The organism is Salipiger sp. CCB-MM3 (assembly GCF_001687105.1).
Classification (GTDB): domain Bacteria; phylum Pseudomonadota; class Alphaproteobacteria; order Rhodobacterales; family Rhodobacteraceae; genus Salipiger.
The window spans coordinates 730,576-756,578 of sequence record NZ_CP014596.1 but is presented as its reverse complement, the minus strand read 5'-3'; the positions used below and the strand labels follow the sequence as shown (position 1 = coordinate 756,578).

The window sequence follows — 26,003 nt, the reverse complement described above, 5'->3', positions numbered from 1 at the left end:
GCAGCGCGAGGCTCCATGCGGTTCTGCAGGCCCGAGCGCCGGGGCTCAGGCTTTGGCGGCCAGCCCCCCGGCACGGATTTCGCTGAGCGTACGATAGGGAGTCAGCGCTTCGGCGGCGATCTCCAGTTCCACAACGGCCCCATGCGGCGCGGCGCGGGCGCGCTCGAAGGCGGCGGCGAAATCTTCGGTGCTGCTCACCCGCTCACCATGCAGACCGTAGGCCCGCCCGAGCGCCGCGAAATCGGGATTGACGATCGAAGTGCCGCTGACCCGCTCGGGGAATTCGCGCTCCTGATGGGCGCGGATCGTCCCATAGGTGCCATTGTTGAGCACCAGCACGATCACCGCAGCCCCGGCCTGACGGGCCGCCGAAAGCTCTTGGCCGGTCATCTGGAAATCGCCGTCCCCGGCAAAGCAGATCACCGTGGATTCGGGCCGCGCCAGCTTTGCCGCCACCGCCGCAGGCACGCCGTAGCCCATGGCCCCCGACTGCGGCGACAACATCCGCATCCCCGGACGGAACCTGAAGAAGCGGGTCGGCCAGACGGTGAAATTGCCCGCGCCATTGGTCAGCACCAGATCGGTCCCCAAGACCTCGCGCATGTGGCGGCAGACGGCCACCATATCGACCGGTCCGGGCTGCGCCGGTGCTTTGTCGATGAAGGCGAGATAGGCCGCGCGCGCCTCGGACCGCCAAGCGGTCCATTTGCCCGAAACATGCGCGGGCAGCGCCTGCACGAAACGGCCGGGATCGGCATGAATGCCCAGAACCGGCTGATAAACCTTACCAATCTCGCGGTCCGAGCCGTGCACATGGATGACCTTCTGCCGCGGCTCGGGCACCTCGAGCAGCGTGTAGCCATCGGTCATATTCTCGCCGAAGCGCGTGCCCAGTGCGAGGATCACATCGGCGTCGCGCAGCAGCGCCTTGACCCCGGCGGTCATACCCACGCCTGCATCGCCGCAGAAGCAGGGCGAGGCGCTGTCGACCTGATCCTGATAGCGGAAAGAGGTGATGATCGGGATGTCGGAGGCCTCGGCAAAGCCCTGCAGCGCGGCGCGCGAGGGACCATCCCAATGCGCGCCCCCAAGCACGATGAGCGGCCGCTGGGCCTGTTGCAGCAACGACATGGTTTCAGCCATCGCGTCCGCCGAAGGCTCGGCAGGAAAGACCTTGGCCGAGCCGCTCAGCGCGGGCGTGTCGGTCTGCGCCATGAGCACATCCTCGGGCAGCGCCACGACCACCGGCCCGGGGCGCCCGGTGGTCGCCGTGATCCATGCGCGGGAGAGAATTTCGGGAATACGTTCAACCTGTTCGATCTCGGTCGCCCATTTCGCCATCGGGCCAAAGACCGCGCGATAGTCCAGTTCCTGAAACGCCTCGCGCTCCTTCATGTCCGTCGCCACCTGCCCCACCAGCAGGATCATCGGCACGCTGTCCTGCATCGCCGTATGCACGCCGATCGAGGCATTGGTCGCGCCGGGACCACGGGTGACCATGCAGATGCCCGGGCTGCCCGTGAGCTTGCCATGCGCCGCCGCCATGAAGGCCGCGCCCCCCTCCTGTCGGCAGAGCACGAAATCGAGCTTGCCGCCGGTGTCATGCATCGCGTCGAGCACCGCCAGATAGCTCTCCCCCGGCACCCCGAAGGCGCGTGTCGCCCCCAGCGCCATCAGGCATTCCACCACCAGTTCTCCACCGTTCCGCGTCATCGTCCCGCTCCCTGCCAGGCTGTGTTTGGAGATTTGTGCGCTCCCGGCCCGGCGGATGCAAGCACGGCCCCGCACAAAGCTGCCCGCCCAGTTTCCCCGCGCGCCAGAACGCTTTGTTAAGACCCGGCCTGTAGTTCTCGATCCTGTTCAGGGGCCCGTGCGGGCACCGGCAGGCCGTGCATCGGGGCAGCCCCCCCTTGCCACGTTGCACGCGCCATACCGGCCTGCACGGGCCCTTGGGCAAAGCTTTGGTGATCAGGCTGCGGGCGGCCCAGGCGCTCCCGTGGGAAAGGACCGAATTCGCGATGACAGAGCTTCACAGCCACGTGCTCGACCCCGCGCGCAACCGCAATGGCGAGGACCCGCTTGTTCCCTTCCTGCTCGGTGCGCGCCATGCTCCGGTCTCGATCTCCGTCCGCGATGTCCTGCGGCTCGATGCGCACCGGCTGCAGATCCTGCTCGTGGCACAGAAGCAATGGGCGGCGGAAAACCTGCCCTTCTCGCTGACCGAGATCACCGAATCCTTCCGCTCCGGGCTGGAGCGGCTCGGTCTCTCGCCCGGCCATTTCGATCCGCCGGGGCACCGCGCTGGCCCTGCCAGCGCCGAAACCACCACTTCCGATTTCGCCGACACATCCACCATGGCCAGCCCGACCGGCAAGGAGGCAGAGCAATGACGACCAAGGTCCTTGCGATCGACGACTCCCGCACGATCCGCAACTTGCTGCGCGTCTCGCTCGAAGGCGCGGGCTTCGAGTTCTATTCGGCCTGTGACGGCGTCGAAGGGGTCGAACAATTCTCCGAAGTCGAACCCGACGTGGTGATCACCGACATCAACATGCCCAATCTCGACGGGTTCGGGGTGATCGAAGAGCTGCGCAATGGCCCTAACCGCACCACCGTCCCGATCATCGTGCTGACCACCGAAAGCGGTGCCGATCTCAAGGCGCGGGCGCGCAGCGCAGGGGCGACCGGCTGGATCGTGAAACCTTTCGACGATGCGTCGCTGGTGTCGGTTCTGCGCCGGCTCACCGGGCATATGGCGTAGGAGCAAAACAATGTCGGGAAATTCGATCCGCGATACGTTCTTCGAGGAATGCGAGGAACTGCTCGAAGCGCTGGTGGAAGGGCTCTCCTCCATGGAGCAGGACCCGGATGACATGGATGTGGTCAATGCCGTCTTCCGCGCCGTGCACTCAATCAAGGGCGGCGCCGGGGCCTTCGCCCTCGACCGGTTGGTCAGCTTTGCGCACACCTTCGAGACGGTGATGGACAAGGTCCGCAGCCACGAGCTCAAAGTCACCGAAGAGCTGATGCATCTCTTCCACCGCTCTGGCGATCAGCTTGCCGATCTGGTCGAGGCGGCGCGCGACGAGCGCGAGCCCAATGCCGAGTCCGAGGCCACGATCCTCAAGGAGTTGGACAGCTACCTCGGCGAGGCCGACAAGGACGACAGCTTCAGCTTCGACGCCGTGACCCTCGCGTTCGAAGCAGCGCCGCTCGACCTCGCCGAGCCGTCCGAGGCGGTGCCCGACGCTGAGAGCGAGGGCGCGTCCCTGCGCCGCTTCCGGATCCACTTCAAGCCAATGCCGGCCCTCTACGCCAATGGCCACGAACCATTGCTGCTCTTTGACGCGCTGGCCGAGCTTGGCGAGGTACAGGTCACGGCGGACCTCTCGGGCCTGCCCGAATTCGACGCCTTCGATCCCAATGGCGCGGTGATGTCCTGGTCCATTCTGCTCGAAACCGCCGAGCCCGAGACGGTGCTCCACGAAATCTTCGAGTTTGTGGAATCCCTATGCGATCTCGACATCCGCGAGACTGACGGCGAAATGCCCGACACCCCCACGCCCGTCCAGTCCAGCGCTCCGTCCGAGGCTGGCCCAGCAGCTCCGCCCGCGCCGGATGCCCGCAACATCCCCGCAGACGCCCCCGAAGCACGGCTGGCCGAGGCGCGTGGCGAGGCGCGCGGACCAAGGCCCACGCTGCGGGTCGATCTCGAACGCGTCGACCGGCTGATCAACACCGTGGGCGAGCTAATCATCAATCAGGCAATGATCTCCCAGCGCATCGAAGAACTGGAACTGCCAGCAGTGGCGCATCTGACCAACGAGTTGGAAGCCTACAAGCTGCTGGCCCGCGACATTCAGGAAGGAGTGATGGCGATCCGCGCTCAGCCGGTGAAGCCGCTTTTCCAGCGCATGTCGCGCATTGTGCGCGAAGCTGCGGAGGCTACGGGCAAGAAGGCCCGGCTGGTGACCGTCGGCGATTCCACCGAAGTCGACAAGACCGTGATCGAAAGGCTCGCCGACCCGCTCACGCATATGGTGCGGAACGCGGTTGATCACGGGCTGGAAAAGGCCGACCGACGTGCAGAGGCGGGCAAAGAAGCGGTGGGTACCATCCGGCTCTCCGCGTCGCACCGATCGGGCAGCGTCTTCATAGAAATCGCCGACGATGGCGCAGGGCTCAATCGCGCCCGAATCCTCGAAAAGGCGATCGAGAAAGGGCTCATCGCGCCCGAGGCTGAATTGTCCGAAGCAGAGATCGACAACCTCCTCTTCCTGCCCGGCTTCTCCACCGCAAGCGAGGTTTCGAACCTCTCGGGGCGCGGCGTCGGAATGGACGTGGTGAAAAACGCGGTCGCTGCGCTCGGCGGACGGGTATCAATAGCCTCCACGCCGGGTGCGGGTACCACATTCACCATCGTTCTTCCCCTCACGCTGGCAGTTATGGACGGCTTCGTGATCTCCGTCGCCGATCAAACGATGGTCATCCCAATCGCCTCGATCATCGAAACCATCCGCCCAAGTCAGCGCGACTTGCACGCTGTCGGGACCAAGGGCGTGGTGATCCTTGTCCGTGGCGCCTATGTGCCTGTGGTCGATGTGGCGTTTAACCTCGGCCTCGCAGCCACGCGAAAAGCCGCGGGGGAAGGGGTACTGCTGCTTGTCAGCACCGAAAGCCAAGGCCTCACCGCGCTGAGGGTCGAGGCGATCCACGACCAGCGGCAAGTCGTCATAAAGAGCCTTGAGAGTAACTACGCCGCGATCCCCGGCGTTTCGGCCGCGACGATCCTCGGCGACGGCAAGATCGCCCTGATCCTCGACCCTGAAGAAGTGGTCAAATTGCAGCCCGCCGCCCCCTATTTCCCCGCGATCACCCCCCCGAAACTGGAGCTTCGCCATGCTTGACGCCGACGAGGGACCGACTGAGACGCAGTTCGAATTCATCACATTTTCTGCTGGAAACCAGAGTTTCTGTCTCGAGATCATGCAAATCCGCGAGATCCGCCGCTGGACCCCGGTCACCAAACTGCCGCACACGCCCGATGATGTGCTCGGCGTGATGAACTTGCGCGGCGCGGTCATCCCAATCTTTGACCTCTCCGCCCGCTTCGGGCTTGGCGAGACCCCGGACAATGAGCGCAATGTGGTCATCGTCGCGGCGGCGGGCGGCACAACGATCGGCCTGCTGGTGGAATCCGTCTCCGAGATCCTGTCGGTGGCAAAATCCTCGATACAGGAAACGCCGGACATGAAATCCGACGCCGCCAGACAAGCCATTCTCGGCGTGATTTCCGTCGGCGAAACCATGGTCCGTGTGGTCAATCTCGACGCGGTACTCGACCAAGACGGGGGGGCCGCCGCATGAGCCTCGCCGCGGCTGCCGAAATGCCGGAGGAGTTCTCTTTCTCCGACGCGGATTTCGAAGCGCTGGCACAACTTGCGCGGGCGGAATTTGGCCTCAGCCTCGCGGTCAGCAAGAAGCCATTGGTCTATTCTCGCCTCGCGCGGCGGCTGCGGGCACGTGGCTTGTCCTCATTTCGCGAGTATATGGCTCTTGTCGACCGCGCAGATGAGGCCGACGAACGGCTCGAACTTGTCTCGGCGCTCACCACCAATGTGACCAGCTTTTTCCGCGAGAAACATCATTTCGACACGCTGCGCGACGTGCTGCTCCCGGAACTCGCCAAACAGAACCGCATCCGCATTTGGTCAGCTGGCTGTTCCTCGGGGCCCGAACCTTTCTCAATCGCGATGACGCTGCTGGACGGGCTCCAATCGCTCCCTGCAGATCTACGAATTCTGGCCACCGACATCGATCCAGCAATTTTGCGCCGCGCACGGCGGGGCAGTTACCTGCGCGAAGATTGCGCGGCGGTGCCCAGCTCCTTTCAGAGCCGTTGGTTGATACCCACGCCCGGCGAGCCCGAGCAGGTCGAGATCAGTCAGGACCTGAAACGTTTGATCAGCTTTGCCGAACTCAACCTCATCTGCGACTGGCCATTCAAAGGACCCTTCGATGCGATCTTCTGCCGAAACGTCGCAATCTATTTCGATCAGGACACTCAACAGCGCCTCTGGACCCGATTTGCCACCATGCTGCGCGCGGGAGGGTTTCTGTTCATTGGCCACTCGGAACGGCTTTCCGGCCCTGCCACCAATGAGTTCGCGACCGCTGGCGTGACCACTTATCGCAAGCGCGCGCTGCCCGCACCGACGCAGCTGACTTAGGAGAACAAGATGAGTTTGAAGGATTCGCTGCGGATCATGGTGGTGGACGATATGGCCACAAGCCGCGGCCTCATCACCCAAGCCCTCGACGAGATTGGGATCAGCAATTACATCACCGAAAACGATGGCAGCAAGGCACTTGCCCGGCTCGCAGCGAGTCCTGTGCACTTGGTGCTTTCCGATTTCAATATGCCCAATATGGATGGACTTGGCCTGCTCAAAGCGGTGCGCCAGAACCGTGCGACCCAGAAAATCGGCTTCATTCTGGTGACCGGCAAACCAACCCCGGACATGGTGACGCAGGCCAAACAGTTGGGGCTCAACAATATGATAAAGAAGCCTTTTACGTCCATAGCCATGAAGCAATGCATCGAAAGCGTGGTGGGGCGGCTCTGAAAATGACCAGTGTCAGCGTTCCCCTCACCGCCCATGAGGCGACATGGCTTCTGTCACGGGAAATTCGCCGCCTGCAGCAACGGCTCGAGCGTCTCGAGCATGGGATGGAGCATCTCTATTCCGACAGTGCGGATGCGCGTCTCGGCTCCGTTGCGATCACCGCCTTTCAAGAGCTGGACGTGCTTGCGCAATCGACTGAGGCTTTGGCGGGCTATGTCGAACGGCTTGCTCGCCAGCTGGACAGTGAAACGACACTCGATCTTCAGGACGCGCTGAGCCGCATTCCCCTGCGCGAACTTGCAGGGAGGCTTGGCGGCACAAAGAACGAAGCACTGACGCCCAATGCTCCGGAAATGTTCTGATGGGTCAGCTCTATTCTGCACTCAGCCGCGAAGGCGCGTCACCCGAACCACTCTGGAATTTGCCGGACCCGGACAAGGTATCCGCGTGGAGAAAACCGGAAGCGACAGGGAAGGCTCGAGCATCGCCGCATACCCGCCCGGAACGCCGACACCGGCGATGCAAAATGCGGACGAATTTGGCTTCCGCGCGCGTTGGGATAGACGACAGGCGTCGCATGTATACCGGAGCGATACCTAGCTGACAGCGGGCGCAACTGCGTGTGACCGGCCGAAACGACCCACCTTTCGAGGCCATGGAGGCCGCAATCGATGCCGAAGATATCCCTGATCGTCGCCCATACCGATTTGGCTCTGCGTCGGCAGATCGCGGCGGGACTGCGCGGCGCGGAGGCCATCGATGTGATCTCTGAAACCCACGATCTGATGACGACATACACCGCCGTGGAAGAGCGTGAGCCCATGGCGGTTCTGATCGGCGAGGGGCTCGCCATGCTGCCTGAGTTTGAGGTCATGCGCGCGCTTTTCGCCACGCTCGACGTGCGCTGGCTGGTGATCAAGGCGTGCAGCGCCCCCCGCCCCGATGCTCCCGCCAGCCCATGGGACAAAAGGTCGGACCTTTTCGCCATCGACCCCGGCATTCTGCCCGACCAGTTGGCTGCCGAACTGCGCACGCTGACGCGCACCACGCGCCGACGTGGGGCCCCCGTGGCCCCGCCGCCCGTCGCTAGCGCAGGGCCGAGAGGCAATCGTTTCATCCTGCTTGGCGCCTCGACCGGCGGCGTCGACGCCTTGCTTACGGTGCTGTCGTCCTTTCCGCAGGACTGCCCGCCGACGTTTATCGTACAACATACGGGCGGCGGTTTTGGCGACAGCCTCACACGGCTTCTGGACAGGCAATGCGCCGCCGAGGTGCGCCCGGCGCGGGACGGCCAAAGGGTGGATCACGGGCAGGTGGTCATCGCGGCGGGCAGCCGCGCGCATCTGCATCTGGCAGGCGGCAAGCCGATGCGGATTGCGCTGCGCGCGGGCGAGCCGATCTCCGGCCACATGCCGTCGGTGGACGCGCTCTTTACCTCCGCCCTGCCCGGCGCGTCGCGGGCGGTGGCGGCGTTGCTCACCGGCATGGGGCGCGACGGCGCGCAGGGGCTCAAGGCGCTGCGCGAGGCGGGTGCGACCACCATCGCTCAGGACGAGGCGAGCTGCATCGTTTACGGCATGCCCCGCGCCGCGCGCGAGTTGGGCGCGGCGCAATCGACCTTGCCCCTCCCCGAGATCGGCCCCGCGCTTCTGCGCGCCTGCGCGGCGGATGCCCCCAGCCACTGTGGAAGGAGATCCGCGCCATGACCGAGAGTGCCGAAAAGCTGGTGAACGTCATCCAGGGCGAGTACCGGATTTCCTCCGCCCCAACCGAGGTTCTGTCGACGGTTCTGGGATCCTGCGTCGCCGTCTGCCTCACTGACCCCGAGGCCAGAGTGGGCGGGATGAACCATTTCCTCCTGCCGGAGCGTGCCGGGAAGGAAGGAGAGAACGTGCGCTACGGGGCGTATTCGATGGAACTTCTGATCAACGGGCTGCTGAAACGCGGGGCGCGCAAGGCACGGCTCACGGCGAAGCTCTTTGGGGGCGCCAATATGCTGAGCCAACTGCGCGACATTGGTGCCTCGAACGTGCGCTTTGCCAAGGAGTTTCTGCAGAACGAGGCGATCCCTCTGGCCTCGGAAAGCACCGGGGGAACGTCGGCGCGGCGCATCCGCTTTTGGGCGACGGACGGGCGCGTCCGGCAGTTCATCGTGCCCGGCGAGATCGAGGCGGTCGCGCCGATCACGCCGCCCAAGCCACCGCAGACGGAGATCACCCTGTTCTGAGAACCGGCGCACATGCAATCGCCCCCCGCTCCAGCCGGAACCCACGCTCCAGCCGGCACGCACCTAGGCCCGCCCCAACCGCGGCGAGGGTCAGACCGCGTCGATTTCCTGAAAGGCGTTGCGCAGCGCCTCGGACCAGTCGTGGCTCATCTTCTGAAACGCCTCATCGGTGGGCTCGATCCGCCGCCGAAGGGTGACCGCCAGCGCGTCGCGCTCGATCACCGCAAAATCAAGCGGCATGCCCACGCTGAGGTTCGAGCGCAGCGTCGAATCCATCGACAGCAGCACCGCCTTCTCGGCGTCGGCGAGCGTGGTCTCGGAGGAGATCACACGGTCGAGGATCGGCTTGCCGTATTTATGCTCGCCGATCTGCAGGAAGGGCGTGTCGGGCGTCGCTTCGATGAAATTGCCCTCGGGATAGACGAGGAACATGCGCATCGGTCCGCCCTTGCGCTGGCCGGCCACAATCATCGAGGCGGTGGCGTTCTGGTTCATCCGCTCCATCTTGCCCGACACCTCGGAGGTCACGTCAGACAGGGTGGCCCCAACGATCTCGGCCACCTGCAGCATGCCACTGGCGCGCAGGATGGAGCGTTCCGAGTCGGGGTCGTCATTGGCCTCGTTCAGGCGCGCGATGACGGTCTGGGTGATCGACAGCGATCCGGCGGTCATGATCCCGATCGCCCGCTCGCCGGGAGCCTCGAACAGGAACATTTTGCGGTAGGTCGCGATATTGTCGAGCCCCGCATTGGTGCGCGTGTCGGACAGCAGGACAACGCCCGCATCCAGCAGCAATCCGACGCAATATGTCATCTGTCCCTGAGTCCCTTGAAGGCTAGCAGCGCACTGATATAGCCCCACTACCCTAGCGTCGCAATCCTGAACGAACGGATAGGTCGCGCGCTTATTGCTGCTGCTGTTGCTGGCCCGCGGTCACCACGACCTCGACCTCCAACTCCTCCTCGGGCGTGCCGCCCTGCACGAGCCCTCGGATCGGCGCGGCGTCGAGCGCATCATAGCCCGAGCCGAGCCGCACGTAGCGGTCATCGGGGCAGCATTCATTGGCGGCGTCGAAGCCGACCCAGCCCAGTTCGGGCACCCAGATCTCGGCCCAGGCATGGCTGGCCTCATGCGGGCTGCCATCCTCGTTCGCCTGCAGATAACCGGTCACATAGCGCGCGGGCATATCCGCCGCATGCGCCACCGAGATCAGCGCATGGGCGTGGTCCTGACACACGCCGACGCCCCCCGCCAGCGCCTCGGCGGCGGTGGTATGCGGCTGCGTCTCGCCCGGTTTATAGGCAATGGCGCCCGAAACGGCGCGGCTCAGCGCATGGGCACGGTCGAGCGCGCTTGCGCCCTCCATCCCCTTCAGTGCCACGGCAGAGAGCATCTTCAGCTCGGCATCGGCTTCGACCTGCCGCGTCGGGCGCAGATAGGCCGAAGGCGGCACCCGCTCGCGATGATCGCGCAGAACGCCGAACAGATCGGTCGTCTCGACCTCGCCCAGCACTTCGACCGTCAGTTCAGTCAGCGGGCCACGCCATGTGGCAAGGCGGATCATGTCACCGCCGCCATCGACGAATTCCGCGCCGGTCTGCGCGCCTTCGGAGGTGACCTCCCACGACAGGATGCGTTGGCCCGCGCTCGACGCAGGCCAGAGTTTTTGCGACTGCACGATGCCGCGCACCGGCTGATCAAAGCGGTAACGGGTGATATGGCGGACGGAAAGTCTCATGCCGGCATCCCACTCAGGTAGACATTGTGCACGGTGGTCGCGACCTCGGCGTTGCGGGTCATGAACCGGGCAAGGAATTCGTGCAGCCCCTCTTCAAAGATATCGTCCACCGTCGCATTGCGCAAATCGTCCAGCAGCTTATGCGCCACCTCCTGCGCCTCGGTGCCGTTTTGGTAGTTCTCGGCCAGATCGTCGAGATGCTCGCAATACCATTGCACGCAGGCCCGCAGCGAGCGCGGGAAGCGCCGGTTGAGGATCAGCAGATGCGCGATCTTGGCGGCGGTGATCTCGCCCTGATAGCTCCAATTGAAGGCGCGCTGCGCTGTCATCGACTGCAGCAGCAGCGCCCATTGGCTCTGGTCGAGCCCCGAGCCGACGTAATTCACCGAAGGCAGCAGCACGTAGTATTTCACGTCGATCAGCCGGGCCGTGTTGTCAGCCCGCTCGATGGTCGTGCCGATGCCCATGAAGTCGTAACCGTCGTTGCGTAGCTGCGTCGACATGAAGGCGCCGCGGATCAACTGGCAGGCGCGCAGCGTCCATTCGCAAAGATCGGTGACCATCAGCTTGCTGCGCTCGGTGCGCTGAAGCTGTCTGAGTTCCTGAAACGACGAGTTGATCGCATCCCACGCAGGCGCGGTCAGCGCGGTGCGCACGACACGGGCATTCTCGCGCGCCGCGGCAAGGCAGGAGAACACCGAACTGGGGTTGTCGGCATCGAAGAACAGAAAGGTCTCGATATTGCGCTGATTGGTGTCCTTGTACTTCTCGATGAAGGGCTCGAGCGCACCCTTGGCCAGAAGCACGGCCTCCCAGTCGTTGCGATAGCCGCCGGTGGCGTTGGGCAGCAGCGCGTTGCGCGCGCCAACCTCCAGCAGGCGGGCGGTGGTTTCGGCGCGCTCGATGTAGCGCGCCATCCAGTAAAGGTGATCTGCAGTCCGGCTCAGCATGTCGTCACTCCGCCAATACCCAGGTGTCCTTGACCCCGCCGCCCTGCGACGAGTTCACCACGAGCGAGCCTTCGGTCAGCGCCACGCGGGTCAGGCCGCCGGGCACCAGCTCGATGTTCTCGCCGACAAGGCAATAGGGGCGCAGGTCGACGTGACGCGGCGCGATCCCCTCTTCGACGAACGTGGGACAGGCCGAGAGCGCCAGCGTCGGCTGGGCGATGTAATTCTCGGGGTTCTTGCGGATTTTCGCGGCAAAGGACTCGATGGTCGATTTGTCGGATTTCGGCCCGACAAGCATGCCATAGCCGCCCGAGCCATGCACTTCCTTGACCACAAGCTCCGACAGGTTCTCGAGCACGTATTTGCAGTCGTCTGCCTTGGCGCATTGCCATGTGGGCACGTTCTCGAGGATCGGTTCCTCGCCGAGATAAAAGCGGATCATCTCGGGCACATAGGTGTAGATCGCCTTGTCGTCGGCCACGCCCGCGCCGGGAGCCGAGCAGATGGTCACGCCGCCCGAGCGGTAGACGCTCATCAGCCCCGGCACGCCCAGCATGGAATCGGGCTTGAAGCACAGCGGATCGATGAAGGCATCGTCGATCCGGCGATAGATCACGTCGACCTTCTTGGGGCCCTCGGTGGTCTTCATCCAGACGAAATCGCCCTCGACGAACAGGTCCTGCCCTTCGACCAGTTCCACGCCCATCAGGTCGGCAAGGAAGCTGTGCTCGTAATAGGCCGAGTTGAACTGCCCCGGGGTGAGGATCACCACATTCGGCTCGCCTTGGCATTTCTGCGGCGCGACCGAAGCCAACGTCTTTTTCAGCAGGCCAGCATATCCATCGACCGGACGGATGCGGCTTTCCATGAACAGCTGCGGGAACATGCGCATCATGATCTCGCGGTTCTGCAGCATGTAGCTCACGCCCGAGGGCGTCCGGCAGTTGTCTTCCAGAACGTAGAACTGATCGGGTCCGGTGCGCACCAGATCGACGCCGACAATGTGGCTGAACACGCCGCGCGGCGGACGGAAGCCGATGGCCGCCTTCTCGAAGGCTTCGTTATTGGTGACCAGATGTTCGGGGATACGGCCGGCCCGGATGATTTCGCGGCGGTCGTAGACATCAGCCAGAAAGGCGTTCAGCGCCGCGGCCCGCTGCCGCACGCCGTGATCGAGTTTGCGCCACTCCAGCGCGGTCAGCACACGCGGGAACATGTCGAACGGGATCAGCCGCTCGGGGTCCCCGCCTTCGCCATAAACGGCAAAGGTGATCCCGACCCGCCTGAACAGCGCCTCGGCCTCGCTTTGTTTGAGGCTGCGCAGTTCGGCCGGCATGGACCGATACCATTTCTCCAGATTCTGATAGGCCGGGCGAACATCGTCGCCGCTCAACATCTCATTGAAAATCGCTGGCTTCGTGGCGCTCATAATAATCCCTTCGCTCTGAGGCTCACGTTCCATGTTTCGCGACCGGAGGAAAAGCCCCTCATGTCGAAAAACAATCTTGGCACCGATTTGGTTGCCCAAAAAAAGAGCGATTTCGCCATGTCGAATCCGATCTTGTGAGTATTCACCTCAGTTTAGCCGGAGTTTGCCGGAAAATGGCGCTGAATGCGCATTCATTGCGCACAAAAATTAGACACACATCAATCACGCCGCCTCGAAATTAATCACGGCGCCGTGAGCCGTGGCTCCCCAACGGAAAGCAAGTGGCGCGCTGCCCGGCCTTAGGTATCCGAAGGGGGCGCCGCAAAACGGCGCATCAGCAACGGGGAGCCGCGGCGGTCAAAGTCCGGAACAGGGCAGCCGCCAGCGGCACAACGATAATCGAAGCGGAGGAGGACCCGCCCAGATCACCGGCCACAAGAGCCGTTCCGTGCGGGGCCCGAAGAGACCGCTCTCTAGGGATGTAGAACATGATCAAAGCAATGAAATTTTCCAGCGTGGCAGCTCTTGCCATGATCTCGGCCGGTGCGGTTTCGGCGCAGGACGCCGACTGCCCGATCAAAGTGGGTGTGCTGCACTCGCTCTCCGGCACCATGGCAATTTCGGAAACCACGCTGAAAGACACCATGCTGATGCTGATCGACAAGCAGAACCAGGCCGGCGGCCTGCTGGGCTGCGAGCTTGAAGCCGTGGTGAAAGATCCCGCCTCCGATTGGCCGCTTTTTGCGGAAAAGGCGCGCGAGCTGATCTCCAACGACGAGGTCGACGTGATCTTCGGCTCCTGGACCTCGGCCTCGCGCAAGGCCGTGCTGCCGGTGATCGAAGAGCTCAACGCGCTCTACTTCTACCCCGTTCAGTACGAGGGCGAGGAAAGCTCGAAAAACGTCTTCTACACCGGCGCCGCCCCGAACCAGCAGGCGATCCCGGCCACCGATTACTTCCTCGACGAGCTTGGCGTCGAGAAGTTCGCTCTTCTGGGCACCGACTATGTCTATCCGCGCACCACGAACCGCATCCTCGAGGCTTACCTCAAGGATAAGGGCATCGCCGAGGAAGACATCTTCATCAACTACACCCCCTTCGGCCACTCCGACTGGTCGACCATCGTGTCCGACGTGGTCGCGCTTGGCGCTGACGGCAAGCAGGTCGGCGTGATCTCGACCATCAACGGTGACGCCAACATCGGCTTCTACAAGGAACTGGCGGCGCAGGGCGTCTCGGCGGACGACATCCCCGTGGTGGCCTTCTCGGTCGGTGAAGAAGAGCTTTCGGGCCTCGACACCTCGAACCTGGTCGGCCACCTCGCCGCGTGGAACTACTTCATGACCGCCGAAACCGACGCCAACGCCGAGTTCATCGACGAGTGGCACGCGTTCATCGGCGACGACAGCCGCGTCACCAACGACCCGATGGAAGCCCATTACATCGGCTTCAACATGTGGGTGAACGCGGTAGAAGCGGCCGAAACCACCGATGTCGACGCCGTGCGCGAGGCGATGTGGGGCCAAGAGTACCCGAACCTGACCGGCGGCACCGCTGTGATGGGCGTAAACCACCACCTGTCGAAGCCGGTGCTGATCGGCGAAATCCGCGCCGACGGCCAGTTCGACATCATCTCGGAAACCGATCCGGTTCCGGGCGATGCATGGACCGACTTCCTGCCCGACTCCGCGGTTCTGAAGTCCGATTGGAAAGATCTCGAGTGCGGTATGTACAACACCGAGACCGAAACCTGCGTGCAGATCCAGTCGAACTACTGATCTGAACTCCTCCCCGCGGGCGCGCCTCACTCTGCGCGCCCGCGCCTTCGTTCCGACTATTCCGTAGCTTTATCCGGGGGCCGTCCATGCCGCGCGCGCTTCTGCCTGCCCTTGCGCTCCTGCTTTGCCTGATCACCGCGCCGCTCGCGGCGCTGGCGCAGCAGACGGGCCTCACGGCAATCCTGCAGCAATATTCCGACGAGGTGGCCAAGCCCGGTCGTCAGACCGTCGGCGATCTCATCGGCGCGCTCGTCGGCTCCGGCGACCCCGCCGTTCCAGCCTTCCTGCAGGCCTGGGCCGACCGCGAGGTCTATCAGCGCGAAAGCGACGGGCAGTTCTATTATGCCACCAAGGACGGCGACGGCTTTGCGCTGACCGATGTGGCGACCGGCGAAAGCGCGGGCACCGCCCCTAGCGGCGAGCTGGATCAGATCCGCCCCAATGGCGGCGTGCGCCGGGTCATCGCCAGCGCGCTGGTGCAGTTCCAGCTGTCCGACCCCGAGATCTCCAACCGCATCGCCGCGCTCGACTCCATTGCCCGCAGCCCCTCCGCCGATCAGATCGAGCCGCTGCGCGCCTCCATCGAAACCGAGGAGGACCCCGGAGTTCTGGCCCGCAAGAAGCGTCTCGACGGGATGCTCACCGCCAGCTTCGGCGCCACGCCCGAGGCCCGCATCGCCGCCATCGAAGCGCTGTCTTCCGAGCTGAGCGTGGACGTGCGCGCGGTGCTCAACCAGATCCTCACCACCCGCTCCGGCGTCGCCGAGACCCTGCCCGAGGGGGCCAATATCGCCCGCGAGCTGACCCCCGGCGCGGACCTGACCGAGGCCGAGGCCTATGCCCGCCTCGTGAGCGCCGATCTGGCGCGGCCGGTGCAGAGCCGCGAGCAGATCAAAGCCGCGCTCACCGCCAATATCGACGGCGGCACCGTCGCGGGTGTGCCGGTGGGCCAGCTTGGCACCGAGGCCGGGCGCGAGCGCGCCTATGCCGCGCTGGCCGAGGCCGGCACCGTGCCGCCCCGCGTCACCGAAGAGGACCGCGAGACCGCCCTCGCCTCCCACGTATTCTATGAGGAATACACCGAAGCCGATCCGACCATCACCGCCGCCGCCGAGGACGCGCTGAAAAGCGTGCGCACCCGCGTCGGCATGTGGCAGGCGCTGGACTTTGGCCTCGACTCGCTGTCGCTCGCCTCGATCTACTTCCTCGCCGCCATCGGCCTTGCCATCACCTTCGGCGTCATGGGGGTCATCAACATGGCCCATGGCGAGTTCATCATGATGGGCGCCTATACCGGCTACGTGGTGCAGCAGATCATCCCCGATTACACGCTGTCGCTGATCGTCGCGCTGCCGCTGGCCTTCGTGATCACCTTCGCCGCGGGCGTTGCGATGGAGCGGCTGGTGATCCGCTGGCTCTATCACCGCCCGCTCGAGACGCTGCTCGCCACCTTCGGCATCTCCATCGCGCTGCAGCAGCTTGCGAAGAACATCTTCGGCACGCAGGCCCGCCCGCTCACCTCGCCGCATTGGCTCGACGGCGCGTGGATCATCAACGACGTCGCCGGCATCGCCAATATCCGCATCGCGATCTTCGTGCTGGCGCTGGTGTTCCTGTGCCTGATCCTGTTCATCCTGAACAAGACCCGCATCGGCCTCGAGGTCCGCGCGGTCACCCAGAACCCCGGCATGGCCGCCTCCATGGGCATCAACCCCGACAAGATCAACATGCTGACCTTCGGCCTCGGCTCGGGCATCGCCGGCATCGCGGGCATCGCCATCGGCCTGTATGCGCAGGTCACCTCGGAGATGGGCGCCAATTACATCGTGCAGAGCTTCATGACCGTGGTCGTGGGCGGCGTCGGCAATGTCTGGGGCACGCTCGCGGGCGCCGCGCTGATCGGCATCCTGCAAAAGGGCATCGAATGGATGAACCCCAGCAATACGCTGGCGGCGCAGACCTATATGATCCTCTTCATCATCCTCTTCATCCAGTTCCGGCCAAAGGGCATCGTCGCCCTCAAGGGCCGCGCGGCGGGAGATTGATCATGGACAAATCCCACAACTGTCTCACCTCTGGCCAGCGCCGGGCCGCCTCCGGCGGGAGTATTTGCGGAAAGATGAAAGCCCACATGCGCCCTGCTCTTCCTCTTGGCGAAAATATCCCGGGGGAGAGCCGCGCAGCGGCGCGGGGGCGGAGCCCCCAAACGGGGGACGGCGGGCGGAGTCTCCTCTCCCTCGCGACCAAAGGAGCCTTCGCATGACCAGCTTCTTCGCGCAGAACAAATCCGTCGCATGGTTCCTGCTGGCCCTCGCGCTGTTCGTTGTGCTGGTGACCGTGCTGGCACCTGCAACCGGCACCGGGTTCCTGTCGACCTCTTTCGTCAAGACGCTGGGCAAGACGCTGTGCCTGATGCTCGTCGCCGTGGCGATGGATGTGGTCTGGGGCTACACCGGCATCCTAAGCCTTGGGCATATGGCGTTCTTCGGGCTCGGCGGTTACATGATCGGCATGTGGCTGATGTACGCCCGGACCGAGCTGATCATCGCTGAAAGCCTCCGCGCCGCGCCGATCCCGCCCACCCCCGAAGAGATCCATGACGCCATCGGCCAGCAGATTTTCGGCGTGGTGGGCAGCGCCGATTTCCCGTGGCTCTGGGGTTTTGCCCATAGTCTGACGCTGCAACTGCTGCTCGTGGTGCTGGTGCCGGGCGTGCTGGCGCTGGTCTTTGGCTGGCTGGCGTTCCGCAGCCGGGTCACCGGGGTTTACCTGTCGATCCTGACGCAGGCCATGACGCTGGCGCTGTCGCTTTATCTCTTCCAGAACGAGGCCGGGCTGCGCGGCAACAACGGGCTATCGGGCCTGCAGAACCTGCCGGGACTCGACGCGGTGCCGCAGTCGACCATCTCGATCTGGTTCTTCTGGGCCTCGGCGGCGGCGCTCGGGTTTGGCTATCTGCTCTTTGCCTGGGTGGTCTCGGGCAAGATGGGATCGGTGATCCGCGGCATCCGCGACAATGAGAACCGGGTGCGCTTCCTCGGCTACCATGTGGAGAGCTACAAGCTCTTCATCTTCACGCTCACCGGCATCGTCTCGGGGCTCGCGGGCGCGCTCTATTATCCGCAGGCGGGCATCATCAACCCCGCCGAGATCGCCCCCATCGCCTCGATCTACCTCGCGGTCTGGGTCGCCATCGGCGGGCGCGGGCGGCTCTACGGCGCGGCGCTTGGCGCGGCTGTGGTGTCGCTGCTGTCGAGCTGGTTCACCGGCGGCGGCGCGCCCAACATCAATCTCGGCTTCTACACGATCAACTGGACCGACTGGTGGCTGGTGCTGCTGGGGCTCAGCTTCGTGGCGGTCACACTGCTGGCGCCCAAGGGCATCGGCGGGCTGTTCGACCTGTTCACCCGCCGCCATCCGGTGCCCGAACGGGTTGGTGACTTCGGGCCCGACATGGGCGCGCATCGCACCGTCGAGGGGGAGGAAGAGAAATGAAGACCCTGCTCGAGATGTCCGGCGTCTCCGTCAGCTTCGACGGCTTCAAGGCGATCAACAACCTCAGCTTCCGCATCGGCGAGCCGGAACTGCGCGCCATCATCGGCCCCAATGGGGCTGGCAAGACCACCTTCATGGACATCATTACCGGCAAGACCCGCCCCGACGAGGGCCGCGTGCTCTGGGGCGAGAAATCCGTGTCGCTGCTGAAGATGAGCGAAAGCCAGATCGCCCGCTCGGGCGTGGGACGCAAGTTTCAGAAGCCCACGGTGTTCGAGGCGCAGACCGTGCGCGAGAACCTCGCCATGGCGCTGAAGAATAAGCGCGGGCCTTTCGATGTGCTGTTCTACAGCAAGACCAAAGCCGGAGCGGAGCGGATCGAGAGCATCGCCGAGGAGATCGGCCTCACCGACCAGCTTGGCCGGGTCTCGGGCGAGCTCAGCCACGGACAGAAACAATGGCTCGAGATCGGCATGCTGCTGGCGCAGGACCCGCGGCTGCTGCTGGTTGACGAGCCCGCGGCGGGGATGACCCCCGCCGAGCGCGAGCACACCACCGACCTGCTGCGCCGCGCCGCGCAGAAACATGCGGTGGTGGTGGTCGAGCACGACATGGAATTCGTGCGGCGGCTGGATTGCAAGGTGACGGTGCTTTGTGAAGGCTCGGTGCTGGCCGAGGGCTCGCTGGACCATGTGACCGCCAATCAGGACGTCATCGACGTTTATCTGGGACGATGAAGACGCTCGCAGACCTGCGAGAGATTTGCGGATGGAGTGAGATGCCATGCTGAAAGTCGACAACCTCACCCTGCATTATGGGCAGAGCCAGATCCTCCACGGCATCAGCCTCGCGGCAGAGCCGGGCAAGGTCACCGCGGTGATGGGCACCAATGGCGTGGGCAAGACCTCGCTGCTTAAGGCCATCGCCGGGCGCCACCCCTACTCGGGCGGCGCGATCAGCCTCGACGGCAAGCCGCTCGATCACCTCAACGCCTATCAGGCGGCGCGCGCGGGCATCGCCTATGTGCCGCAGGGGCGCGAGATCTTCCCGCTGATGACCGTGCAGGAGAACCTCGAGTCGGGCTTTGCCTGTCTCGACCGCTCCGAGCGCGGCGTGCCGGCGCATATCTTCGAGCTGTTCCCGATCCTCAAGGACTTCCTACAGCGGCGCGGCGGCGATCTGTCGGGCGGCCAGCAGCAGCAGCTCGCCATCGCCCGCGCGCTGATCACCCGGCCCCGCGTGCTGCTTCTCGACGAGCCGACCGAGGGCATCCAGCCCAATATCATCCAGCAGATCGGCCGTGTCATCGCGCAGCTGCGCGATCAGGGCGACATGGCGGTGGTTCTGGTCGAGCAGTATTTCGATTTCACCTGGGGGCTGGCCGACAGTTTCTATGCGGTCACCCGGGGCGAAGTGTCGCTCTCTGGACAGTCCGGCGAGATCGATCGCGAGGCATTGCTCGAAAAAGTCTCTATCTGACCCAAAACCCCCCTAAGTTGCTGCGTTGCGGCGTCTTTTTTCCTTGCCTAAAGCGCTTTGAGCGCCAAGTCTCCGGGCAGGAGATTGTTGACATGCATACGTTGGTGAAGGGGTTTTTGAGGGAGGAGCATCTGCTGCGCCGCGGCGCGATTGCGCGCGAACGGCTCTCCCAAAGATTGCAAACCATATGCCCGGCTCACTTTTTCGGGCCGCCCCTTCTGCCCGCGGGTTAAAAACCGACAACAGGAGGACACCATGACATCCATCAAACGCCGGATTCTCGGCGGCACCGCTTTGGCGATGGTGCTGACCGCCGGAATGGCACAGGCCGACACGATCCGGTTCTGGACCATCGAAGAACAGCCCGAACGCCTTGCCAAGCAGGAAGCCATGGCAAAAGCCTTCACCGAAGAGACCGGCCATGAGGTCGAGGTCATCCCGGTCACCGAAAGCGAAATGGGCACCCGCGCCACCGCTGCCTATGCCGCCGGTGACATGCCCGATGTGATCTACCACCCGCTGTCCTACGCCCTGCCCTGGGCCGAAGCGGGCATTCTCGATCCCGACGCCGCCACAGACATCATCGAGGAGCTGGGCGGCGCCACTTTCGCCCCCGGCGCGCTGCAGATGGCCGAGTTCGACGGCGGTTTCGCCTCGGTCCCCGCCGACGGCTGGACGCAGATGATCATCTACCGCAAGGACCTCTTCGAAGAGGCCGGGCTCGAGCCGCCGACCAGCTATGCCGCAGTGGAAGCGGCGATCGAAAAGCTGCACAACCCGCCCGAGATGTACGGTTTCGTCGCCGCCACCAAGGTCGACGAGGCCTTCATGAGCCAGGTGCTGGAGCATGTCTTCCTCGCCAATGGCGTCTCTCCGGTGGGCTCCGACGGCTTTGCCGAGCTTGATGAAGCGGCAACCACCGAAGTTCTGGATTTCTACAAGGCGATCGCCAAGGCCTCGCCGCCGGGCGATCTCTACTGGGATCAGGCCCGCACGATCTATTTCTCGGGCAACACCGCGATGACCATCTGGTCGCCCTTCATCCTCGACGAGCTTGCGGGGCTGCGCGACAGCGCGCCGCCGACGATCACCGATGATCCGACCTCGGCGGAACTCGCTGGCAAGACCGGCATCGTCACCAACTTCTCGGGCCCCTCGAACCCCGATGGCGCCGCCTTTGCCGAGCTGAACTTCCTTGGCGTGACCGGCGATGCCAACACCGATGTCGCCGAGGAATTCGTCAGATTCTCGATGGACGCGGGCTATCTCGACACGCTGGCGATCGCGCCAGAGGGCAAATTCCCCGTCCGCCGCGGCACCGACGACGACCCCGAGATGTTCGTCACCGAATGGTCGAAACTGCCCGTCGGCGTCGACCGTCAGGCCTCGCTTGTCGATCTTTACGGTGAAGAGACCGTGGACGAGCTTGTTGCCGGCCTCGACGTGGCGCAGCGCTGGGGGGCCGATGTGGGCCAGATGGCGCTGGCCTCGAAGATGGTCAACAGCCAAGCGGTGAACCGCGTGGTCCGCGCCTATATCGACGATGAGATCGACGCCGCCGAGGCGGTCAGCCAGCTCAACGACGAGCTGAGCGCGATCCAGTAAACATCCCATATGGCGGGGCGCCCTTCCGGCGCCCCGCTTCCTTTTCCGACGTGCAAGACCGGAGGGTGCCATGACGGAACCCGTTCCACCTGACATGGCCCGCCCGCCCAAGGGCATGGGCCCCCTCGCCCGCCGCGAGGCGCGGCTGGCCTGGGGCCTGCTGTTCCCGACGCTCGCCGCAGTGGCGCTGGTGGTCATCCTGCCGCTGCTTGCGGTGTTCTGGATTGCCTTCAAGCCCATCGGCCTCGCCGAGCTGCGCCCACCCGCGCCGGTGGTGCGCGAGGACATCCGCGGCGATCTCGACGAGGGCGATCCGGACGCGTACCTGCGCTACCGGCTGCGCAACTCCTCGCAGGATCAGGCGATCACCGGCGTCACCCTGACCGACACATGGCCCGAAGGCCTGAATGCCACCGAGATGGACCCGCGCTGCACGCTCGAGGGCAGCACGCTGACCTGCGATCTCGGCGACTGGGAGGGCGGCTTCCGCGACCAGATCCGCATTCCCGTCGCCGCCGAGCCCTCCTATTTCGACGGCCCCGACGTGGAAGCCAGCGAGCCCGTCATCACCGGCCGCGCGAACAACGTGCTGACCTCCTTCTCCAGCTTCACGCTGGAAAACTTCGCCCGCATCTTCCAAGGCTCGGAGTTCTGGTCGGTGCTTGGCGTCACGCTTTTCTACACCGTCTTCGGCACCGCCGGCGCGCTGATCCTCGGGCTCTTCGCGGCGATGCTGCTCGACAAGAGCTTTCGCGGGCAAGGCATCCTGCGCGGGCTCTACCTCTTTCCCTATGTCGCGCCGGTGATCGCCGTGGCCTTCGCGTGGATCCTGCTGTTCGACCCTTACTCGGGCTCGGCCAATGCGCTTTTGATGCAGATGGGCGTGACCTCGCAGGCGATCAACTTCTTCGGCGAGCGGCCCTTGGCGCTGATCATGGTGACGCTCTTCGAGATCTGGCGCTACTTCCCGCTGTCGTTCCTCTTCATCCTCGCGCGGATGCAGTCGATCGACACCGACATGTATGAGGCCGCCGATATGGACGGCGCCTCACCCTTCCAGAAGTTCCGCTACCTGTCGCTGCCGCAGCTTCTGGGCATCCTGTCGGTGCTGTTCCTGCTGCGCTTCATCTGGACCTTCAACAAGTTCGACGACATCTTCCTGCTCACCGGCGGCAACGCCGGGACCCGGGTGCTGACGGTCAACGTCTACGAGCAGGCCTTTGCCCTGTCGAACATCGGCGCGGGGGCTGCGGTGGCGGTGGTGATCTTCCTGTCGCTGATCCTCTTCTCGCTGTTCTTCTTCCGCGTGATGAGCCGGGAGGAAGGGCTGTGATGTGTCGTAAAACGCCCATGCGAAGGGGCGCTGCCCCTCTTGGCCTTCGGCCAATTCACCCCGGGATATTTACGCCAAGAGGAAGCAGGGGGACGCCATGAAAGCGATGCGCTTTGGATATGTGACCGGGCCCGTGCTGGGAGCGCTCTGGTGCTTCGTCATCGCCACCACCGTGGCGGTCGCCATGAGCTTTGCCACCGGCGCCGGGTTCCGCCCGGTCTGGCTTTCGCTGCCGCTGGGGGCGCTGATGGGGCTGGCCTGTCTGCGCTGGGGCGGTGTGGCGCGGCCCGTGCTGCCCGCGGCGCTCGGCGCGGCGATGCTGGCGCTGGCGGCGCTAACCGGGCTCGCGCCGCTCGCCATCGCGCCAGAAGCCTCGGCCGCGGCGCGCTGGACCGGGCTCTTGGCGGCGGTTCTCTTTACCGCGCTGGGGCTGTGGAAGATCCTCGACAAGACCCCCGAGGGCGCGCTCACCCGCCATGTCTTCGAGGCGGCGGTGATCCGGTTCCTCACTGGCTTTGGCTATATCTTCTTCACCGCGATCGTGCTCATCCCGTTCTACGTGATGGTGATGACCTCGCTGAAGAACCAAGCCGCGCTGGTGCAGAACCCGCTCGATTTCTCACTCGACCTGAGCCAGGGCTGGGGCCTCTTCCGGTCTTACGTCGAACTGATGCGGGATTATAATTTCGGCTCGTATCTCTGGACGTCTTTCTACGTCTCGGTGCTGACGGTGCTGATCACCCTCGCCTTCGCCATCCCCGGTGCCTATGCCGTGGCGCGGCTGCGCTTCCGCGGGCAAAAGCTGTTCTCGCGCTCGATCCTGCTGATCTACATGGTGCCGATGATCGTGCTGGCGCTGCCGATCTACATCGCCTTTTCGATGACCGGGCTGCGCAACACCATCTTTGGCATCGTGCTGATCTACCCGGTCACCACCATCCCCGTGGCGCTCTACATGCTGCAGGGCTACTTCCGCGGCCTGCCTTCGGAGGTCGAGGAGGCCGGGCTGATGGACGGGCTGTCGCGGCTCAAGGTGATCTGGAAGATCACCCTGCCGCTGTCGCTGCCGGCGCTGGCCTCGGTGTCGCTTTATGTCTTCATGATCGCATGGAACGAGTTCCTGCTGGCCTTCATGCTGCTCGATGACCCGAACAAATTCACCCTGACCCGTGGCATCGCCTCGCTGAACTCTTCCGAGGTGCCGCGCCAGCATCTGATGGCGGGCTCGGTGATCGCCACCGTGCCGATCATGGTGCTGTTCCTCGGGCTCGAACGCTTCATGACCAAGGGGCTCACCGCCGGGTCGGTGAAAGGATGATCGCGCCGCAGGGCGCAGGCGCGGCGGCATCGCCCGCGCGCAGGTTTGGAAAGGACTGACATGGCTGGGATCGAACTGAACTCCGTCGAGAAATGGTACGGCGACGCGCAGGTGATCAAGGGCGTCGACCTTGCCATCGACGAGGGCGAATTCATCATCTTCGTCGGCCCCTCGGGCTGCGGGAAATCCACCCTGCTGCGGATGATCGCCGGGCTCGAGGAGACGTCGCGCGGGCAGATCGTCATCGGCGGGCGCGACGCCACCGCCGAGCCACCGGCGCAACGCGGGCTGGCGATGGTGTTCCAGAGCTACGCGCTCTACCCGCATATGTCGGTGCGCGAGAACATGGGCTTCTCGCTCAAGGCCGCGGGCGCCAGCAAGGACGAGATCACCTCCAAGGTCGATGAGGCGGCGCGGGTTCTGAAGCTCGAGCCGCTGCTGGAACGGCGGCCCAAGGACCTCTCGGGCGGCCAGCGCCAGCGCGTCGCCATCGGACGCTCGATCGTGCGCGACCCCACAGCCTTCCTCTTCGACGAGCCGCTGTCGAACCTCGACGCCGCGCTGCGGGTCGAGATGCGCTATGAGATCGCCAAACTGCATCAGGCGCTCGGCTCGACGATGATCTATGTCACCCATGATCAGGTCGAGGCGATGACGCTGGCCGACCGCATCGTGGTGCTGGAAGGGGGGCGGGTCAGTCAGGTCGGCAGCCCGCGCGAGCTTTACGAGCGGCCCGGCAATCTCTTCGTGGCGCAGTTCATCGGCTCGCCGAAGATGAACGTGTTTGCCGCGACGACGCCCGGTCTGCGCCTCGCCGCGCCGATGCCCGCAGGCGCCGAGCAGATCGGCATCCGCCCCGAGCATATCACCCTGACCGAACCCGGCAGCGGACAGATCGACGGCACGGTGGACGTGCTCGAATACCTCGGCGCCGACACCTATGTGATCGCCGATTGCGGCGAAGCGGGCAAGCTGACGGTGCGGGCGCAGGGCGACACCGGCCTCGCCCCCGGCGCGCGCTGCGGCCTCGCCTTCGATCCCGCGCAGATCCGTGCCTTCGATTCCGCGGGCCTCGCCCTGCGCTGAGCCGCCCGCTTCTTCTCTTTCAAAATACGCCGGGGGAGTCGCGCATCGCGCGGCGGGGGCAGCGCCCCCACCCTATGGCCACGCCGTGCAAAGGAGGGGGGTGCGCGGGCCCTCCCCTTCCACGACCGCGCCTTCCATGTCATTGTGAGCAAAGAGCCATTCCAGCCGAAAGCCGCGCCGATGCACCGGATCGCCTGCCTTGTTGCCCTGCTGACCCTGCCGCTGCTACCCGGCGGCGCTGCGCCCGTCGCGGCGCAGGTCTCGCCGCAGAACATCGACGCCGCGCAAAGCGCCGAGCGGCCTTTCCGCTGGCCCTCACGTCCCGGCTGGACCCCGGACCGGCCCCATCGCCCGGGCCGACCCGACTGGCCGCAGCGCCCCGGATGGTCCGGCGGCGGCTACGGCCCAGCCTATGGCGGGGGCTTTGGGCTGTCGCTCGATCTTGGCGCCAACCTGCCCGGCGCCGATGGATCGGTGCGCGAGCCGGTGATGACCATCGAGCGGGGCAGCCCGGCCGGAACCCGGCAGATCCGCAACTCTCCCGGCGCGCCAGTCGTCAGTGCGCCGCCCGCCACCGCCTCCCGCGTCACGCAGCCGCCGATGGTCGAGCGCGCCCCCGTGGCGACGCCGAGTACCGCGCCCGGCCAAGCCCTTCAGGGCGTGGGCGAGATGAATGGCGGCGGCGCGGCCTTGGGGCAGGTGCTCAGTTCCGACGGCGAGAATTACGTGCTGCTGCTGACCCTGCCCGAGACCCGCGTCACCTGTCTCGGCCAACTCGACGGCCCGCCCGCGATCTTCCCGAGCATGGGCTCGGCGCTGGCCTGCACCGACGGGGCGCAGGGCAACGCGCTCTTCGCCACGCCCGAGGAAGGCACCGGCAGCAGTGCCAGCTTCACGCTCGACGGCGGGCGCGGAGGGTATCTGGTGTTTCCCTGAGCA

General features: G+C 64.8%; 24 protein-coding genes. 19 read left to right on the top strand and 5 right to left on the bottom strand.

Annotation, left to right across the window (positions count from 1 at the left end):
- Window positions 1-45 precede the first annotated feature (45 nt).
- Window positions 46-1,713 carry a thiamine pyrophosphate-dependent enzyme gene (locus AYJ57_RS17260; RefSeq protein WP_066108841.1) on the bottom strand — a complete coding sequence of 556 codons (1,668 nt, stop codon included), beginning with the start codon at window positions 1,711-1,713 and terminating at the stop codon, window positions 46-48.
- A gap of 305 nt (window positions 1,714-2,018) precedes the next feature.
- Between AYJ57_RS17260 and AYJ57_RS17255 the strand changes: the two genes are divergently transcribed.
- The 9 genes from AYJ57_RS17255 (at window position 2,019) to AYJ57_RS17215 (ending at window position 8,853) form a co-directional block, all read left to right on the top strand.
- The gene (locus AYJ57_RS17255) at window positions 2,019-2,390 is read left to right on the top strand and encodes a hypothetical protein (RefSeq protein ID WP_237220220.1); all 372 of its coding nucleotides are present in this window, start codon (window positions 2,019-2,021) and stop codon (window positions 2,388-2,390) included.
- Window positions 2,387-2,761, top strand: coding sequence for a response regulator (locus AYJ57_RS17250; protein WP_066108838.1), 375 nt, complete (start codon window positions 2,387-2,389; stop codon window positions 2,759-2,761). Before AYJ57_RS17255 ends, AYJ57_RS17250 begins: the two co-directional genes overlap by 4 nt.
- Window positions 2,762-2,771: 10 nt before the next feature.
- Window positions 2,772-4,907: a chemotaxis protein CheA gene (locus AYJ57_RS17245; protein WP_066108835.1), complete on the top strand. Its 2,136-nt coding sequence runs from the start codon at window positions 2,772-2,774 to the stop codon at window positions 4,905-4,907.
- Window positions 4,900-5,367, top strand: coding sequence for a chemotaxis protein CheW (locus AYJ57_RS17240; RefSeq protein WP_066108833.1), 468 nt, complete (start codon window positions 4,900-4,902; stop codon window positions 5,365-5,367). Before AYJ57_RS17245 ends, AYJ57_RS17240 begins: the two co-directional genes overlap by 8 nt.
- Window positions 5,364-6,230 (top strand): CheR family methyltransferase, encoded by an 867-nt coding sequence (locus AYJ57_RS17235; RefSeq protein ID WP_066108830.1) that lies wholly within the window; start codon window positions 5,364-5,366, stop codon window positions 6,228-6,230. The genes AYJ57_RS17240 and AYJ57_RS17235 overlap by 4 nt, the downstream gene beginning before the upstream one ends.
- Before the next feature lie 9 nt (window positions 6,231-6,239).
- A complete protein-coding gene (locus AYJ57_RS17230; RefSeq protein WP_066108828.1) occupies window positions 6,240-6,626 on the top strand; it encodes a response regulator in 387 nt (128 codons plus the stop codon).
- A gap of 2 nt (window positions 6,627-6,628) precedes the next feature.
- Window positions 6,629-6,988: a chemotaxis protein gene (locus AYJ57_RS17225; RefSeq protein ID WP_066108825.1), complete on the top strand. Its 360-nt coding sequence runs from the start codon at window positions 6,629-6,631 to the stop codon at window positions 6,986-6,988.
- Between the two features lie 309 nt (window positions 6,989-7,297).
- Window positions 7,298-8,332 (top strand): CheB methylesterase domain-containing protein, encoded by a 1,035-nt coding sequence (locus AYJ57_RS17220; RefSeq protein ID WP_066108823.1) that lies wholly within the window; start codon window positions 7,298-7,300, stop codon window positions 8,330-8,332.
- Window positions 8,329-8,853 (top strand): chemotaxis protein CheD, encoded by a 525-nt coding sequence (locus AYJ57_RS17215; protein ID WP_066108821.1) that lies wholly within the window; start codon window positions 8,329-8,331, stop codon window positions 8,851-8,853. Before AYJ57_RS17220 ends, AYJ57_RS17215 begins: the two co-directional genes overlap by 4 nt.
- A gap of 90 nt (window positions 8,854-8,943) precedes the next feature.
- Here AYJ57_RS17215 and AYJ57_RS17210 read toward each other — a convergent pair whose 3' ends face one another.
- The 4 genes from AYJ57_RS17210 to AYJ57_RS17195 all read right to left on the bottom strand — a co-directional run bounded on the left by AYJ57_RS17210 (window position 8,944) and on the right by AYJ57_RS17195 (window position 12,970).
- Entirely contained in the window at window positions 8,944-9,666 is a 723-nt protein-coding gene (locus tag AYJ57_RS17210; protein ID WP_066108816.1) for a peptidase, read from the bottom strand.
- Window positions 9,667-9,757: 91 nt separating this feature from the next.
- Complete coding sequence (locus AYJ57_RS17205; protein WP_066108814.1) at window positions 9,758-10,591, bottom strand: transglutaminase family protein; 834 nt, start codon at window positions 10,589-10,591, stop codon at window positions 9,758-9,760.
- The gene (locus AYJ57_RS17200; protein WP_066108812.1) at window positions 10,588-11,541 is read right to left on the bottom strand and encodes an alpha-E domain-containing protein; all 954 of its coding nucleotides are present in this window, start codon (window positions 11,539-11,541) and stop codon (window positions 10,588-10,590) included. The genes AYJ57_RS17205 and AYJ57_RS17200 overlap by 4 nt, the downstream gene beginning before the upstream one ends.
- A gap of 4 nt (window positions 11,542-11,545) precedes the next feature.
- On the bottom strand, window positions 11,546-12,970 hold the full coding sequence (locus AYJ57_RS17195; protein ID WP_066108810.1) for a circularly permuted type 2 ATP-grasp protein: 1,425 nt from the start codon (window positions 12,968-12,970) through the stop codon (window positions 11,546-11,548).
- A gap of 488 nt (window positions 12,971-13,458) precedes the next feature.
- Between AYJ57_RS17195 and urtA the strand changes: the two genes are divergently transcribed.
- The 10 genes from urtA to AYJ57_RS17145 all read left to right on the top strand — a co-directional run bounded on the left by urtA (window position 13,459) and on the right by AYJ57_RS17145 (window position 26,000).
- Window positions 13,459-14,748, top strand: coding sequence for an urea ABC transporter substrate-binding protein (gene urtA, locus AYJ57_RS17190; RefSeq protein WP_066108808.1), 1,290 nt, complete (start codon window positions 13,459-13,461; stop codon window positions 14,746-14,748).
- 86 nt (window positions 14,749-14,834) lie between these two features.
- Window positions 14,835-16,793: an urea ABC transporter permease subunit UrtB gene (gene urtB / locus AYJ57_RS17185; RefSeq protein ID WP_066108805.1), complete on the top strand. Its 1,959-nt coding sequence runs from the start codon at window positions 14,835-14,837 to the stop codon at window positions 16,791-16,793.
- A 214-nt stretch (window positions 16,794-17,007) separates the two neighbouring features.
- Entirely contained in the window at window positions 17,008-18,243 is a 1,236-nt protein-coding gene (gene urtC / locus AYJ57_RS17180; protein ID WP_066108803.1) for an urea ABC transporter permease subunit UrtC, read from the top strand.
- Window positions 18,240-18,980, top strand: a complete 741-nt coding sequence (urtD, locus tag AYJ57_RS17175) for an urea ABC transporter ATP-binding protein UrtD (RefSeq protein WP_066108800.1) — start codon at window positions 18,240-18,242, stop codon at window positions 18,978-18,980. The genes urtC and urtD overlap by 4 nt, the downstream gene beginning before the upstream one ends.
- Before the next feature lie 46 nt (window positions 18,981-19,026).
- A complete protein-coding gene (gene urtE, locus AYJ57_RS17170) occupies window positions 19,027-19,722 on the top strand; it encodes an urea ABC transporter ATP-binding subunit UrtE (protein WP_066108798.1) in 696 nt (231 codons plus the stop codon).
- A gap of 255 nt (window positions 19,723-19,977) precedes the next feature.
- Window positions 19,978-21,327 carry an ABC transporter substrate-binding protein gene (locus AYJ57_RS17165; RefSeq protein ID WP_066108796.1) on the top strand — a complete coding sequence of 450 codons (1,350 nt, stop codon included), beginning with the start codon at window positions 19,978-19,980 and terminating at the stop codon, window positions 21,325-21,327.
- A gap of 70 nt (window positions 21,328-21,397) precedes the next feature.
- Complete coding sequence (locus AYJ57_RS17160; RefSeq protein ID WP_066108793.1) at window positions 21,398-22,660, top strand: carbohydrate ABC transporter permease; 1,263 nt, start codon at window positions 21,398-21,400, stop codon at window positions 22,658-22,660.
- Between the two features lie 97 nt (window positions 22,661-22,757).
- Entirely contained in the window at window positions 22,758-23,978 is a 1,221-nt protein-coding gene (locus tag AYJ57_RS17155; RefSeq protein WP_066108791.1) for a carbohydrate ABC transporter permease, read from the top strand.
- A 60-nt stretch (window positions 23,979-24,038) separates the two neighbouring features.
- Window positions 24,039-25,064 (top strand): ABC transporter ATP-binding protein, encoded by a 1,026-nt coding sequence (locus AYJ57_RS17150; RefSeq protein ID WP_066108788.1) that lies wholly within the window; start codon window positions 24,039-24,041, stop codon window positions 25,062-25,064.
- A 144-nt stretch (window positions 25,065-25,208) separates the two neighbouring features.
- Entirely contained in the window at window positions 25,209-26,000 is a 792-nt protein-coding gene (locus AYJ57_RS17145; protein ID WP_157374223.1) for a hypothetical protein, read from the top strand.
- Window positions 26,001-26,003 lie beyond the last annotated feature (3 nt).

Excerpts from the sequence above, each read along its gene's own strand:
- AYJ57_RS17150 (WP_066108788.1), top strand. The coding sequence starts at position 24,039 with ATGGCTGGGATCGAACTGAACTCCGTCGAGAAATGGTACGGCGACGCG.
- AYJ57_RS17220 (WP_066108823.1), top strand. The coding sequence starts at position 7,298 with ATGCCGAAGATATCCCTGATCGTCGCCCATACCGATTTGGCTCTGCGT.
- urtD (WP_066108800.1), top strand. The coding sequence starts at position 18,240 with ATGAAGACCCTGCTCGAGATGTCCGGCGTCTCCGTCAGCTTCGACGGC.
- AYJ57_RS17240 (WP_066108833.1), top strand. The coding sequence starts at position 4,900 with ATGCTTGACGCCGACGAGGGACCGACTGAGACGCAGTTCGAATTCATC.
- AYJ57_RS17200 (WP_066108812.1), bottom strand. The coding sequence starts at position 11,541 with ATGCTGAGCCGGACTGCAGATCACCTTTACTGGATGGCGCGCTACATC.
- AYJ57_RS17215 (WP_066108821.1), top strand. The coding sequence starts at position 8,329 with ATGACCGAGAGTGCCGAAAAGCTGGTGAACGTCATCCAGGGCGAGTAC.
- AYJ57_RS17245 (WP_066108835.1), top strand. The coding sequence starts at position 2,772 with ATGTCGGGAAATTCGATCCGCGATACGTTCTTCGAGGAATGCGAGGAA.
- urtE (WP_066108798.1), top strand. The coding sequence starts at position 19,027 with ATGCTGAAAGTCGACAACCTCACCCTGCATTATGGGCAGAGCCAGATC.
- urtC (WP_066108803.1), top strand. The coding sequence starts at position 17,008 with ATGACCAGCTTCTTCGCGCAGAACAAATCCGTCGCATGGTTCCTGCTG.
- AYJ57_RS17230 (WP_066108828.1), top strand. The coding sequence starts at position 6,240 with ATGAGTTTGAAGGATTCGCTGCGGATCATGGTGGTGGACGATATGGCC.
- AYJ57_RS17155 (WP_066108791.1), top strand. The coding sequence starts at position 22,758 with ATGAAAGCGATGCGCTTTGGATATGTGACCGGGCCCGTGCTGGGAGCG.
- AYJ57_RS17250 (WP_066108838.1), top strand. The coding sequence starts at position 2,387 with ATGACGACCAAGGTCCTTGCGATCGACGACTCCCGCACGATCCGCAAC.
- AYJ57_RS17260 (WP_066108841.1), bottom strand. The coding sequence starts at position 1,713 with ATGACGCGGAACGGTGGAGAACTGGTGGTGGAATGCCTGATGGCGCTG.
- AYJ57_RS17235 (WP_066108830.1), top strand. The coding sequence starts at position 5,364 with ATGAGCCTCGCCGCGGCTGCCGAAATGCCGGAGGAGTTCTCTTTCTCC.
- urtB (WP_066108805.1), top strand. The coding sequence starts at position 14,835 with ATGCCGCGCGCGCTTCTGCCTGCCCTTGCGCTCCTGCTTTGCCTGATC.
- AYJ57_RS17225 (WP_066108825.1), top strand. The coding sequence starts at position 6,629 with ATGACCAGTGTCAGCGTTCCCCTCACCGCCCATGAGGCGACATGGCTT.
- AYJ57_RS17255 (WP_237220220.1), top strand. The coding sequence starts at position 2,019 with ATGACAGAGCTTCACAGCCACGTGCTCGACCCCGCGCGCAACCGCAAT.
- AYJ57_RS17210 (WP_066108816.1), bottom strand. The coding sequence starts at position 9,666 with ATGACATATTGCGTCGGATTGCTGCTGGATGCGGGCGTTGTCCTGCTG.
- urtA (WP_066108808.1), top strand. The coding sequence starts at position 13,459 with ATGATCAAAGCAATGAAATTTTCCAGCGTGGCAGCTCTTGCCATGATC.
- AYJ57_RS17165 (WP_066108796.1), top strand. The coding sequence starts at position 19,978 with ATGACATCCATCAAACGCCGGATTCTCGGCGGCACCGCTTTGGCGATG.
- AYJ57_RS17205 (WP_066108814.1), bottom strand. The coding sequence starts at position 10,591 with ATGAGACTTTCCGTCCGCCATATCACCCGTTACCGCTTTGATCAGCCG.
- AYJ57_RS17160 (WP_066108793.1), top strand. The coding sequence starts at position 21,398 with ATGACGGAACCCGTTCCACCTGACATGGCCCGCCCGCCCAAGGGCATG.
- AYJ57_RS17195 (WP_066108810.1), bottom strand. The coding sequence starts at position 12,970 with ATGAGCGCCACGAAGCCAGCGATTTTCAATGAGATGTTGAGCGGCGAC.